Annotated in this window: 10 protein-coding genes and 1 pseudogene; 4 read left to right on the top strand and 7 right to left on the bottom strand. The window is 57.4% G+C overall.

Features of this window, described 5'->3' with window-relative positions:
* Positions 1–42: 42 nt before the first annotated feature.
* Complete coding sequence (locus GA0061103_RS16685; protein WP_092713002.1) at positions 43–1,557, bottom strand: oligosaccharide flippase family protein; 1,515 nt, start codon at positions 1,555–1,557, stop codon at positions 43–45.
* 77 nt (positions 1,558–1,634) lie between these two features.
* Complete coding sequence (locus GA0061103_RS16680; protein WP_245304770.1) at positions 1,635–2,549, bottom strand: CheR family methyltransferase; 915 nt, start codon at positions 2,547–2,549, stop codon at positions 1,635–1,637.
* 1,063 nt (positions 2,550–3,612) lie between these two features.
* On the opposite strand from GA0061103_RS16680, the gene GA0061103_RS35615 reads away from it, so the two are divergent.
* The gene (locus GA0061103_RS35615; RefSeq protein WP_092712999.1) at positions 3,613–4,677 is read left to right on the top strand and encodes a response regulator; all 1,065 of its coding nucleotides are present in this window, start codon (positions 3,613–3,615) and stop codon (positions 4,675–4,677) included.
* A gap of 323 nt (positions 4,678–5,000) precedes the next feature.
* On the top strand, positions 5,001–5,549 hold the full coding sequence (locus GA0061103_RS16670; RefSeq protein WP_092712997.1) for a phosphatase PAP2 family protein: 549 nt from the start codon (positions 5,001–5,003) through the stop codon (positions 5,547–5,549).
* 338 nt (positions 5,550–5,887) lie between these two features.
* Here GA0061103_RS16670 and GA0061103_RS35055 read toward each other — a convergent pair whose 3' ends face one another.
* The 4 genes from GA0061103_RS35055 to GA0061103_RS16650 all read right to left on the bottom strand — a co-directional run bounded on the left by GA0061103_RS35055 (position 5,888) and on the right by GA0061103_RS16650 (position 11,289).
* On the bottom strand, positions 5,888–6,043 hold the full coding sequence (locus GA0061103_RS35055; RefSeq protein WP_162747627.1) for a hypothetical protein: 156 nt from the start codon (positions 6,041–6,043) through the stop codon (positions 5,888–5,890).
* 137 nt (positions 6,044–6,180) lie between these two features.
* Positions 6,181–9,282, bottom strand: a complete 3,102-nt coding sequence (locus GA0061103_RS16660) for an efflux RND transporter permease subunit (protein ID WP_092712994.1) — start codon at positions 9,280–9,282, stop codon at positions 6,181–6,183.
* Positions 9,279–10,415, bottom strand: coding sequence for an efflux RND transporter periplasmic adaptor subunit (locus GA0061103_RS16655; protein WP_245304769.1), 1,137 nt, complete (start codon positions 10,413–10,415; stop codon positions 9,279–9,281). The genes GA0061103_RS16660 and GA0061103_RS16655 overlap by 4 nt, the downstream gene beginning before the upstream one ends.
* Before the next feature lie 202 nt (positions 10,416–10,617).
* Complete coding sequence (locus tag GA0061103_RS16650) at positions 10,618–11,289, bottom strand: response regulator transcription factor (RefSeq protein ID WP_092712990.1); 672 nt, start codon at positions 11,287–11,289, stop codon at positions 10,618–10,620.
* A gap of 135 nt (positions 11,290–11,424) precedes the next feature.
* On the opposite strand from GA0061103_RS16650, the gene GA0061103_RS16645 reads away from it, so the two are divergent.
* Both GA0061103_RS16645 and GA0061103_RS16640 read left to right on the top strand, forming a co-directional pair.
* Positions 11,425–12,108: a response regulator transcription factor gene (locus tag GA0061103_RS16645; RefSeq protein WP_092712988.1), complete on the top strand. Its 684-nt coding sequence runs from the start codon at positions 11,425–11,427 to the stop codon at positions 12,106–12,108.
* The gene (locus GA0061103_RS16640; RefSeq protein ID WP_245304768.1) at positions 12,095–13,438 is read left to right on the top strand and encodes a sensor histidine kinase; all 1,344 of its coding nucleotides are present in this window, start codon (positions 12,095–12,097) and stop codon (positions 13,436–13,438) included. Before GA0061103_RS16645 ends, GA0061103_RS16640 begins: the two co-directional genes overlap by 14 nt.
* A gap of 176 nt (positions 13,439–13,614) precedes the next feature.
* Here the strand turns inward: GA0061103_RS16640 and GA0061103_RS16635 are convergent.
* A pseudogene (locus tag GA0061103_RS16635) lies at positions 13,615–13,788 on the bottom strand (type II toxin-antitoxin system RelE/ParE family toxin); the annotation flags it as partial.
* Between the last annotated feature and the right edge of the window lie 17 nt (positions 13,789–13,805).

Raw genomic sequence — 13,805 nt, 5'->3', positions numbered from 1 at the left:
TGCGACATGGCAATCGATATCCTTCAGCTCTGCCTGACGCTTTCACTCCAGCCTAAACCAGCGCAACCATCTGCTTAGTCCAAGCAAACCGATCAGCACGGAGGCGTACATCAGCGCCCCTGTAGTGATCTGAAGGAAAACAACGACCCGCCAAGAAAAATCCTGGGCGAAATTCTGTCGGATCAGTATCACTGTTGCGGTCATTATCAGGCTCGGCGGCAGGATCAGTACGATGACACCTTTCGAAATCGTCAGCCAATTTACATTCGCGATCTTGGTCTGCAAACCGATGCAAGTCGCCAGCGCAAATGCCGCCGTGAAGCATTGGGCGATTGCCAGCTCCTTTAGCCCGAACCGCGCAACCAAAACGATGACAGCCAGCGAGACGGAGACGTTCAACAGAGTGACAGGCAGCCGGTATCGGATCGCTCCAACCACAGACAGCGACGCCTCGTTGATATATCCGGGCGAAAGCAGCAGTTGCCGCAGACAAAGAAAGGGGACTATCGAAGCTGCCGGCAGCCAGACCTCGCCAAGCACCAGATGCACGGCGGACTCCGCCAGCTGCGCCAGTCCGAGATACATGGGCGCGGCAATGGCGAGGAGGAGAACAAGGAATCTGACACCCGCGGAGCCGACCGATCGCGCCGGCGCGTCGGGATGCAGATGGGCGCGCCGAAACACCACCCAACTCAACGATCGTGCCGGCTCGCCCAACAGTTCCGAAACAACCGCAACAACACGTTCGGCCGCACGGTAGAATCCTGCATCCGCCACTCCAAGAAAACTTCCCACGACCAGTGTACCCGAATAGGAGCCGAGAAAAACGATCAGACGATTTCCGACGATCTGGCGCGAGAATGTTGCGATCTCGGCAAACATGGGCCTCGTCAGGCGCAACCGCGGCAGCCGCTTGGTGGCACGTATCGATCCGATCAGCAGAATGAGCTGGCATACTATTTTGGCTGCTGCCAGTGCCGATGCATGCCCATACAGCCGCAGCAGCACCACAGCGGTGATCAAGCCCGAGACCTCGCCCATCACTCTGACGATCGCGCGCTGCCGTAAGCGTCCGCCGGCCACGAGCAGGCCATCAAAAGCCGCGGTCAGCGCTGCGGGCAACATCCAGCAACTGAACAAGGCAAGAAGCAGGCTCCGCATCTCATCTCTCGTGAGCGCGTAAAAGATGGCGGCGGCGGCCACGCCGAGGGCGGTGAAGAGGGCACCACTGAGAAGCGAGGTCGTGGCGACCTCATCGAAGCAGTCGTCCTCATGCCGCGCTTTCATCAGGAACTCCGCCCAGCCGCCTTCCGCCACCACCACCAGCAGCATCGCAATGGCGGAAACGAACGCGAACAACCCGAATTCGGCTGGGCTCAGCACTCGTACTGCGACGAAGAACGTCGCGATTTGCGAGAGCTGCGAAACGATCTTCGCTGCGACGATCCAAACTCCGCCAGTGACGATCATCGGCATGAGCCGCCGTTGCGCCGTTCCATCCGCGCGGGACTGATCCGGATGTCTCTGCGATTGCGCGTTTTCGATCGGGAAAAGCATTGGCTACGTTCCATCAAGGAAGAACCGGCCGCGGATCGCGCGAAGGCGAGCGTTGGCGGCCGGCGTATATTCACGGATTACCGGACTTCAAGACGGAAGATGACCGAATATCGCAGATCCCAGTCCACCTCGCTGCGGTCGATGGGCTCTCGCGCCCAACGAAGCCAGGGCCAACCGGCTTTCAGGCCCTCCCAGGTCCAAATTTCTTCCTGGTTCGTCAGCACGGGCCGAAATCCGGATGACTTCAATACCCTCGTTTTAACGTCGAGATCGATTCCATCGACGACCAGATATCCGCCTGCCGTGACCAGCCTTGTGATGTTGCGGAGGCATCGCTCCGCTACATCGTCTTCCATTGGTCCCATGAAATTATTTGCCAGCAGAAAATCCTGTCGACCGAGAAGTTCCAGCAGCTGGTCATCGGTCGCATCCGCTGTCACCCAGCTGATACCTTGCCTTAGCCAGTCTCTCACCTGCATCGATCCATCCGGAAGAGGTTGCAGAATGCCGAGAAGCGACGATACGTCGACGCTTGCGATTTCAGCCCTGCCCGCGGCGTATAAGCTTCCTTCAGCCGCCGGGACGTCCGGGTGGTAGACGCCTCGCCTTGCCGCATCGACTACGACATCGGCTATGTCTGCTCCGTACGCTTCAACGCGCAGGTCGTTCCTCAGGCTCCTGATCGTATAAAGTACGGAATACAACTCCGCTCCGGTGCTGCAGCCAATCGACGCGATCTTGAGTCTGCTGTCGCGCGGATACTGGGATGCGAGCGTTCCGATCAGGGACAATAGCGGCGGATTGCGCATAAATTGCGTATAGTGGGATTGGAACCGCCCGGTATACCGGGTGAAGTTGCGATAGATATATCGCCCGACGCGGAACATGGGTGGTGTCCGCCGGACAGAACTGGGAATGATCTCCCACAGCGCGCGGCAAAGGCGAATGGGGGTCTGACGGAGAGAATTGGAACCTGTCATGATAGTGGACATCAAAAACTCCTTCGAACGTGGCATTGACTTTCCTCTTTTCCTCGAGAGACCAGTCGCCGACGTAAATCAGGCGGGAACGGAGAAGCTGAGCTGCGCCATTTTCGAATGTGCGGGGCCGGCTTCCTGGTTCACGCAGGAAACAAGAAGCACCGCCCAATCAAGCGCAAAGTGTCGCGCGTGAAGTCGCTCTACGGAGGATGATGGAAGCGTCGGGAATCGGCAGGAGACAGCGGTGGCCGCTGCAACACGAAATACATCTGCCCAGTCCAAAGGAATGAAAAGAAGAGGGTCGGACAAATGACGTCAAATATTGAATGAACGGCAGTGCAACGTTTACAAAGGTAAAGCGGGTGTCGCGTCTGCTTCGTTTCATCACCATAGCTCCCGGCACACTCGCGTGAAATACCCGTCGACGCAGCTGGCGGCGCTCCCCACGTCAGTTCATGATGACCTTTCCCCGAGTGGACATGTGGGACGTTCATGACCAGCGCGACCACCGCCAGAAACCCGGCGATCAGCAGAAAGTTGTGGGCCATGTTGATCGAGAGCTTTTGCATACATGGGTTTTAAGATTGCCGATGCCTCGCCTCAATTCGGCAAATGGGCGTGGGATAGGTCAAATGGAGTAACGACAACAGCCTATATGAGGCCATTGGAATATTTGTCGCTGTCGCAAAACAGAACGTCTAGGCCCACTTTGACATAAGCCCATTGTTACTGGATTGCAGGCTGTTGGTGCTGCCATGGTCCGAGGAGATCCAGCCGCCACAAGGCGCGCTCCGGCAGGACGCATGCCATTGGCGGAATCGGAAAGAATACTGTCAAAAGTTTTTTGGCGCGGTCGCCGGACGCTAATCGCCATCCGAATAGGCCAGACCCGCATGGGCGGAGAGCCACGCCTGCCGGCGGCTCACGGTAACGCCGCCCCCTATGCCGTGTCCGGCTCAGCGCTTATAAAAGTAAGCTTTTGGTTACTTTAGAATAGCATAATTAAATCTTTAGTTCAGGTGAATGTCAGCTGTAAGCGGCACGAATCACACAGATCTGCTAGCCGGGGGTCGACGTGCGAATACTATTGATCGAGGACGATGCGATCTTAGGAGATGCCTTGCGCGATCATGTCGCGGCCGAAGGCTGGGACATCGACTGGGTGGGCGATCTCCACGCGGCTATGCATGCAGTGGACACGGCCTCCTATTCGTTAATCCTTCTAGATCCAGGCCTGCCTGACGGCTGCGGGCTGGAGCTGCTGAAGTATTTGCGGACACGTTCATTCGTGACATCCGCGATCATTATCTCCGCCGGCAATCACATCGATGACAGACAGAAGAGCCACCAACTCGCCGCGGCTGACTATCTGATCAAGCCATTCGGCCTTGGCGAACTGACCAATCGCATCAGAACGGTCGTCAGCTCCGGCTGTCCAACATCCTCGGCATCCTCGGCGACTGCTCTTGGGAACCATCCGAAGGATGCGATCGGCACGGCTCTCTCACCGCCGGAATATCCCGCTGTCAAGTCGACAACGAAAGTGATTCCAAGATGGCAGTGGCTACGATCACGCAAAGCGAAACTAACCGGTCTTCTGACCGCAATGCTGGCTGCTCCGGCCGCGGCGTTCGGTATCCATCTCGCCGTGCTGCAGTGGAACGGCAATTTTCATGCCGTCATCCCCGGTGAGCTCTATCGCTCCGCTCAACTTTCGCCGACACAGATCGAGACTTACGTGCGTGAGAACGGCATTCGCTCGATCGTCAATCTGCGTGGCGAGAACCTCAAACATGATTGGTACAATCAGGAGGTCAAAACGGCGCAGCGCCTGGGAGTCGAACATATCGACTTCAAAATGTCAGCGCGGAAAATAATGACGCCCGACAGGGCCGATCAATTGGTCGATATTCTGCGCTCTGCGCCAAAGCCCATCCTCATCCACTGTCAGGCAGGCGCTGACAGAACCGGTCTTGTCGCCGTCATATACAGCCAAAAAATTGCTGGCATGAGTGCGAAGGCGGCCGCAGAGCAGCTTTCCATCACCTATGGCCATATTGGCATCCCCTATTTGTCGAAAACATACGCAATGGACGAGAGCCTGCAGAATTTGCAGGAGTATTTCGGCCAGTACGATTGAACCGGGCGCGTGCCCTCCAAACGGCAAGTTCAAATCGTGAGGATAGTTTCTTCTCTGCCGCGCCAAGCGCCGTTGTTTCGGAATGACCACTGAGCGTCTTGTCAACCGAATGTAAGGCGCTACGGATGGCACTCCGGGATGAGCTCGCTCGCAACGTGCTTGCCTGGATATCTTCATCCTTCCATGGCTGGTCTGATCCTGGTTTCTCTTCGAGAGCGTCTCAAGAGAGGTTGAATACCTACCCGTGCCATGACGCGACCCTCGAGACTTCAGGTAGGTGTCAGTCATTTCGGGCATCGCATCGCGAGACGATAGGAGACCAAATGTACAAACTCGACGCTGCCATCACCGGATGGATCAACAGTTTGGCCGGAAACGGCCTTCTGGACCAGGTCCTGATCACTATCTCCAACATCGGTGTTCCCCTGCTCATCCTGGCCGTCGCCGGCCAATGGTGGAGCGGCTCAGAACGAGCACATACACGTCACGTCCTCGTCGCCGCTGGATTGACCTTTCTGATAGGACTGGGGATCAACCAGATCATCTTGCTCTTCGACCATCGCATCCGCCCGTATGATGCTGGGATCACCCGGCTTCTGATCGAGCGCAGTACCGATCCTTCATTCCCATCCGATCACGCGACGGCGAGCTTTGCGATTGCCGCGGCTTTCCTGATCCACAATCTGCCGAAACGGGGACTCTTCTTCCTTGTGGCAGCAGTTCTCGTGTCCTTTTCACGCGTCTACATCGGCACGCATTACATCAGCGACGTCATGGGCGGCGCGCTGACGGCGATCTTCGCAGCGATCCTCGTCCAAACCCTCTACAAGCCTGAAACGCGTATCGATCGCTTTATCACCAGCATTCTCTAGACGCCGATTGCCCCGAACATGCGCATGGGGCCTGACTGCTCACCAGGATATCACAAGAGAGCGGAAGCTTTGTTGGCGGCAGTCTCCCGCTCGAACCGATCGAAGGCGTCATAGACCCAGGGCTCGTAAGATTCGACAACCCACCCAGCGCGGCAACGGTTGCGCGATCTGACTGTCCAGAAGAGCCGGAAGTCTATAAATCGCATCGCTTTCAACCAAAACGGAGCTTGCGGTCCCATAACACCGGCAATCCGATAGTTGTCCATCCATAAGAAACTCGAAAACTAGAGCACTTGGTAGGTGTTGCAAAATTGACAGCCCCACCTGCAGCACCTTTCTCAGCGACGAATAACTATTGCGGTCGGATGCGCTTGTGCTGGGCCGTGCTCTAGATCAAATGCGACACCGATGACAATAGTCGGTCCGACCTTGTCGTAGTTGCCGCCTGTTTCCGTCGCGCGGGTATTTCCCTCGTTCCCGAATTTCTTAGCCATGCTTGCGCGTCCAATATCCGCAGCGACTGATCAGTCCAACGATCCCCCTTTCCCTCAGCAACAGAGCGCTCTCTGAAGAAACGTCCGCAAAGAAAGTGGTGTTAGAAGAAACTACTGGAGGCGAGTTCGCAGCAGACTTATCGTTGCCTCGCAGAGAGCACGACCTGCAAATGCGACGGCTGCTTAGAACGGTGTCCTCGCAGCCAATCGAATGCCAGATAGATGACCGGTGTCGTAAACAGCGTCAGTGCTTGCGAGACGACCAGGCCACCGACGATCGCAATGCCAAGGGGAACGCGCAATTCGGATCCAGGCCCGGTTCCCAATGCCAGTGGAACCGCCCCGAACAATGCAGCAAGCGTCGTCATCATGATGGGCCGGAACCGCAGCATACAGGCCTGTCGTATCGCATCTTGCGGCGCCAGCTTCTGCGTTCGTTCGGCAACAAGAGCAAAGTCGATCATCATGATCGCATTCTTCTTGACGATGCCGATCAAAAGAATGATGCCGATCATCCCCATGATGGATAGGTCCAGGTTGGCCAATTTCAGGGCCAGCAAGGCTCCAAGTCCCGCAGATGGCAGCGTGGAGATGATCGTCAGCGGATGAACGGCGCTTTCATAGAGAACACCCAGCACGATATAGACCGCGACGATGGCGGCCAGAATGAGCCAGGGCTGGCTTCGCAGCGAATCCTGGAATGCCTGCGCCGTCCCTTGGAAGGTGCCGATGACGGTGGCCGGCATGCCCGCGCTCGTCTCCGCTGCCTTGATGGCCGTCACCGCGTCGCTGAGGGCGTTGCCCGGCCTCAGGTTGAAGGAGATCGTCGTTGCCGGGATAGACCCCTGGTGATTTATGGAGACCGGCAGAACGCCTGTCTTCAGCGATCCGAGTACGCTGAGTGGAACAAGCTTACCGGTGGTGGAAGACTTGACGTAAAGGTGCGACAGCGCCTCGGGTGACAGCGCGAACTGCGGCGCAAGCTCCATCACGACGTGGTACTGGCTGACCTGCGTGTACATCGTAGCGATCTGTCGCTGCCCGAAAGCATCGTAAAGCGTTTGATCGATCTGGGAAACGCTGACACCGAGCCTGGATGCCGTCAAACGATCGATGTCGAGCGTGAGGCTGGTCGCAGCCTTCTGCTTGTCGGAAATCACGTCCTGCAACTCAGGAAGGCCCTTCAAAACCTTGGTCATCGCCGCCGCCCATTTGTCGAGCTCCGCCGTATCTGGGTCTTGAAGCGTGTATTGATACTGCGACGCGGAAGACCGTCCACCGATCTGGACATCCTGGCGAACCTGCAGACCGACCGTCAGCCCCTCCAAACCCGCCGTCGCAGTTCGCAGACGAGCCAGCACTGCCGATGCCGGGCTTCGCGTGCCGATCGGCTTCAGATTGATCTGAAGCTGGCCGACGCTGGCCGACGGACTGGGGTTGATCCAGTAGGCAACATTGTCGACGGCCGGGTCGACCATGACGATGTGCGCGAGTTCCTGCATCTTCGTCGACATGTCCGCAAAGGATATGTCGGTTGCCGCCTGCGCCTGCCCTTGAACCCATCCCGTATCCTGTTGCGGGATGAAGCCCTTCTGGATGGAAACGTAAAGCCAGCCCGTCACCGCCATTGTGGCGACCGCAACGATAAGGACTATGATGCGGCTGCGAAGGACGACGTCGAGTGCTCTTCCATACCCCGCCGTGCATTTTTCGAAAAACGTCTCCGACCAGCGGAAGAGCGCACCGTGCGGCTTGTCGTGATCATGCTTGATCAACCAGGCGCACATCATCGGGGTGACCGTCAGCGAAACGAGCCCCGATATCATGATCGCCACGCTGATCGTAACGGCAAACTCACGGAAAAGGCGACCGACAATCCCGCTCATCAGCAGGATGGGAATGAAAACGGCAACCAGGGAGACAGTCATCGAAACGATGGTAAAGCCCACCTCTCGCGATCCCTCGACAGCGGCCTCGATAGTGGACTTTCCCTCTTCGACATGTCGCATCACATTTTCGATGACCACGATGGCGTCATCGACGACAAATCCGACGGCGATGGTCAATCCCATGAGCGAGAGATTATCGAGGCTGTAGCCGGCGATGTACATGACGGCAAAAGTACCGATCAAGGACAGCGGAATGGTTGCCGCCGGAATGATCGTCGCCCACAGATTTCGCAGAAAACTGAAGATCACCAGTACGACAAGGCCGATGGTGATGAGGATCGTCACCTTGACGTCGTCGACCGAGGCCTGGATCATGCCCGACCTGTCGGCGACAACCGACAGCTTGATGCCGGCCGGCAGCCCTGCCTCCATTTGTGGCAGCTTCGCCTTGATGCCCTGAATGGTATCAAGCACGTTTGAACCGGCCATTTTATGGACATCCAGCATCACCGACCGCGTATCCTGCAGCCAGGCCGCCTGGTTGACGTCCTCCGGAGCCGACACTACCGTCCCGAGATCTTCTGCGCGAATGGGCGAACCGTTCTTATAGGCGATCACCATCGAACGAAATGCCGGAACGTCCATGATCTGGTCGGTCGCATCGAGAACGATGGTCCGTCCATTGCCGGCCAGCTGCCCCTTGGGCTGATTGACGGTCTGAAGGCCGACGGCGCTTCGAATATCCTCCAGCGTCAGCCCTCGCGCCGCAACCTTGTCCGGATCGAGCTGGATGCGGATCGCCGGCCGCTGGGGCCCATGGTAATCCACCAGGCCCACACCGTTCATCTGCGAAACCTGCTGTGCGATGATGTCTTCCGCATAATGATCGAGTTCGGTCGTGGGAATGCGGTCGGATGTGAGCGCCAGCGTCAGGATCGTCGCTTCCGCCGGATTGCTCTTGTGGAAATCGGGCGCGGCCGGCAGATCCTTGGGCAATTGACCGCTGGCGGCGCTGATCGCGGCCTGAACGTCCTGCGCGGCGGCATTGATATCCCTGTTGAGATCGAATTGCAGCGCAATCGAGGTTCGCCCGGACGAACTCGTCGACGTCATCTGGGATACGCCCGAGATCGTCGAAAGTTGATTTTCCAGCGGTGTGGCAACCGATGTCGCCATTGTTTCGGCGCTTGCGCCGGGAAGAGAGCTTGAAATCTGGATCGTGGGAAAATCGACCTGGGGCAGCGATGCGATAGGCAACAAGCCATAGGCGATAGAGCCGACGATCAAAAGTCCGGCAGCCAGGAGGCAGGTTCCGACCCTACGCTGGATGAAGATTTGTGAAAGGTTCATTGGACTGCCCCCTCGCCGGCGACGGCCAGCTTCTTACCGTCAGGGCCTTGCGTGGAGATAACGGTTCCATCGGCAAGCCGGGACTGACCGGAGGTGACGACAATCTCGCCGCTGGAGACGCCTTGCGTGACTGCGGTGAGGCCCGAGTAAGCAATGCCGGTGGTCACCGAGGCGGCGGAAACCTTGTTGCCCGGCTTTACGACGAAGACATACGGACCTGTCTGCCCGTTCTGTATCGCCGATGATGGCACGACCGTCGAATTCGGATCGGTGCGCAGCGTTATGTTTGCCGTCACCAACTCTCCGGGCCAAAGTGACAGCTCGTCGTTTGCAAACACAGCCTTCAGCTTCACCATGCCGGTGGATGAATCCACCTGGCTGTCTATCGCGCTTAGTTTTCCGTCGGCCAGATGCTTGGCACCGTCGCGACTATATGCCGAGACGGTCAGTTGGCCCTTTGCCTGTCCCGCAACCAGATCGGGAAGATCATCCTGTGTCAGCGTGAATTCGACGGCGATGGGGCGCATCTGCGTGACGGTCACAACGCCCGTCGCATCGGTTGTACGCAGGATACCTCCCTCCTGCTGCTGGCGCAGGCCTACTCTGCCGGCGATCGGCGCCGTGATGGTTGCGAACTCCAGATTGAGTTTCGCAGTATCGAGCGCCGCCTTTCCGGATGCGGCCGTGGCGTCCATGACCTTGACTTGCGCGGCCGCTGTCTGGGCCGCCTGTGTCGTGCCGCTGCCCGTGGTCGTGAGCTTCTGTGCCCGGGCATCGTCGATCCTGGCCTGCTCAAGCTGAGCCAGTTCCTTGTCGTAGTCCGCCTGTGCCTGTGCCACGGCTGCCGCGTAGGGACGTGGGTCGATCGTCGCAAGGACATCTCCAGCCTTGACATCCTGTCCTTCGGCGAAGGCGATATGCTGGAGCTGGCCGTCGACGCGAACCTTCACATCTACAGCGGTCAACGAGGAAACCACACCGAGACCACTGCGCACGACAGGCAGATCTTTTATTGCTGCCGTCGCGGTCTGCACCGGGACCGGCGCGCGTTCGGATGCCGATGCTTTGGTTTTGCTAAGACCGGCCCCCGGCCAATAGACGAGATACCCGGCTACTGCTCCGGCTACAGCCAAAGCGCCTATCCCCAGAAGATAAAATGGCCTAGCTGAACTGTTTGACCCTGCACGGGAACGATCCACTGCAAAACTCCATAAAGCGTTAATTGCGCAGGGACACGGAGACCCGTCACGCGATGCTTAGAAATGTGACGGATCGCAAATGGCTGGTAATTCGCGCCAGGATGAAAAATTTTTTATGTTACGCCGAAGCTGCGGATTATGGCTTGATGAGATACCCGGCGCCTGGAACCGTGATAATCATGCTTGTCGTTGCGCCCATGTCGATCTTCTTGCGTAAACGGTGGACATGCATGTCGACGATATTGCCGCGGGGATCGAAGTCGTAGTCCCACGCCGCCTCAAGCAGCATCGCACGGGTTACGACGGAACCTGCGTTGCGCATAAGAGCCTGCAGAAGGAGGAATTCCCTGAACTGCAGATCAATGATGCGTTCCTTCCTGCGCGCAATTCGCCGCCGAAGATCGAGCGACAAATCGCCGACGACCAGCGTGTTCTCGCAGCCCTCCGTTACGAAGTGCTTCGTAATGGCTTCGATGCGGGCAAGGAGTTCGGAGAAGAAGAAGGGCTTGGCGAGGTAGTCGTCGCAGCCGGCACGCAATCCCTCCACACGATCCATTGAGCTCGCCAGCGCGCTCACCATGATCACCGGCACATTGACCTTCATCTCGCGAAGGCGCCTGACGAGCTCGATGCCGTCAAGCTTGGGCAGAAGCCGATCTACCACCAGGCCGTCGTAAATCAGCTCCATTGCAAGTACGAGGCCGAGTTCACCATCGCCTGCGACATCTACGACATGCCCGGATTCGGAGAGGCCGCGCTTCAGATAGGCCGCACTTCGGTCATCATCTTCAACTACCAGCAAGCGCATTCAATCCTCGTTGAAGACAGCACGTCGTTCCAAGCGCTCGCGAAGATGAAATTGATTTCATGTTCAGGCGAACGAATATTCAACATTGATTATCTAGATAATGCGCGGAAACTAGTCAGCATTCTTGGAGGAAATGTGTCGAAGATACTCGTGGTCGAGGACGACCTGGGGACGGCGTCGGAAATCGAGGCGGCACTTGTGGACCACGGCTGTGCCGTAACACAATCGGCCGATGGCCGGGACGGGCTGGTCAAGGCGATTTCCGGCACATTTGACGCCATCGTGCTGGATCGCATGCTCCCCGGCACCCTCGACGGGCTCGGATTGCTGGCTGCTTTACGGGCAGCTTCGGTGCAGACCCCGGTTCTGATTTTGAGCGCGCTTTCAGCGGTTGACGAGAGGGTACGCGGCCTCAAGGCAGGCGGCGACGACTATCTGACAAAGCCGTTTGAAGCGCTCGAATTGACGGCGCGGCTGGATGTCCTCATGCGCCGCCGAACCAATACGACTCAGGAGACGGTTCTGAAGGTCGCCGATCTTGAAATCAATCTTCTGACACATACCGCCAGCCGGGCCGGCAACATTATCGATCTTCTGCCGCGGGAGTATCAATTGCTTGAATATCTCGCCCGGCATTCAGGCCAAATCGTTACACGTACGATGATGTTTGAAGAAGTGTGGCACTATCGCTATGGCGAAGCGACCAATGTCATCGATGTCCATATCAGTAAACTTCGCAAGAAGCTGGATCTGCCTGGCCTTACGCCCTTGATTCGAACGCTTCGTGGCTCAGGCTATGTTCTCGATGCGACTAATTGAACTTTTCAGGACAAGCGGTTTCCGATTGGCGCTTGCCTTCCTCCTCGTCTTCGGCGCGGCGGCAAGCGCGCTGTTTCTGTTCGTCGATTGGCAGATGCAGGGCTTTCTCGACCAGAGAAGCGACGAATGGCTGAGGCGTGAAATGCAGTCGCTTCAGAGCCTGCCCACGGACGCGATCGTTTCACGCCTATCCGCCCGAAGCCAGGATTTGACGAACACTGAGCGCCCCTTTTCGCTTTTCGATCAGAACGGCAAATTAGTCGCCGGAATTCCGCTTGCCTATCCCGAACGATCCATTTTCGACACTCCCTTCGATTTCGCCGACCACAGCGCGACAAGAAAAGGTCATTACAGAGGGTTGCTGCATCGGCGTGCCGATGGCGGCTCCATCCTTGTCGCGCAAAGTCTGCATGAGCAACGCGAATTTCGCGAGCGTCTCGAAAATGCGACGCTGTTTGCGTCATTGACAACAGCGATTCTCGGACTTGCAGGCGCGATCGCCGTCGGCTTCGGCGCGGTTCGTCGGCTCGACGCCATATCTGACGCGGCCGCACAAATCATGAAGGGGGACCTCAAACAACGACTACCGACCGGCCGCGCCGGTGGCGACATCGATCGTCTCGCCAAAGTGGTCAATGAAATGCTCGACGAAATCGAGCGCCTGATGCAGGAGGTGAAGGGCGTTTGCGATAATATCGCTCACGATATGCGTACGCCGCTCACCCGCCTTCTGGGCAGCCTGGAGCGCGCGCGCCGGCGCGCGACCAATATTGACGAATATCATGGCTATATCGACGAAGCGCTCGACGAGATACGCGGCATTCTCAAGACGTTTGGCGCGCTTCTGCGTATTTCGGAGGTGGAGGATGGCCTGCGCAGATCAGGCTTCGTCGATATCGATCTGAAGGAGATCGCACGCGATGCCGTCGATTTCTTCGAGCCTGCAGCCGATGAGTGCGCGGTCACTCTTGCCTATGTGTCGAGGACGGAGCAGCCAGCGATCATCTCAGGCGACCCGAGCCTGATCTTTGAAGCAATCGCCAATCTGATTGACAACGCGATCAAGTTTACACCGCCGGGAGGGAGCGCAACCGTCCGCGTCGAAGGCACCGAGCGCGGAGTGTTCGTGGCCGTCGAGGATACAGGCATTGGAATTCGCTCCGAAGACGCCGAGGCCGTGCTGCGGCGCTTTTACCGAGCCGAGAGAAGCCGTCACTCCCCGGGCAACGGATTGGGCTTGAGCCTAGTAGCCGCAATCGCCAGGCTTCATGGCATGCGCCTGGAAATCTCCACACCAAATATTGGCACTTGCGTTCGGCTCGCAACATAAGCGTCAATGCCAACAGACTTCGAAAACGAATGCTCTTGAAGGGATTAGAACTACGCTCCGCGCAATGAAATCCACAGGATACGCCTATCTAGGCAATGTCAGAGAGTCTAACACACGTCACAGCCACGCTTTAATGCCGCTGACACAACGATACTTATTAGTCCGCTCAGCGAGGCCTAAACGGAATCGCCGACCCAATCTTCATGTCCATAGCGTATTCGGATCACGAAAATTGCTCCATCCTCCTCAATCCGATAGACAATAAGATGGGCTTTGAAAGGATGAATTCTGACCGGCGGCGAAATCTCTTCCCGCTCACGAGCCATTCGCGGGTTGGCAGCGATCAGGTTGTGGTTTTGCATTTAAC

Origin of the sequence: Martinezella multihospitum, from assembly GCF_900094585.1 — a bacterium.
Classification (GTDB): Bacteria; Pseudomonadota; Alphaproteobacteria; order Rhizobiales; family Rhizobiaceae; genus Rhizobium; species Rhizobium multihospitium.
Note: the sequence above shows the minus strand (reverse complement) of the source record. Positions and strands in the feature narration are given on the sequence as shown.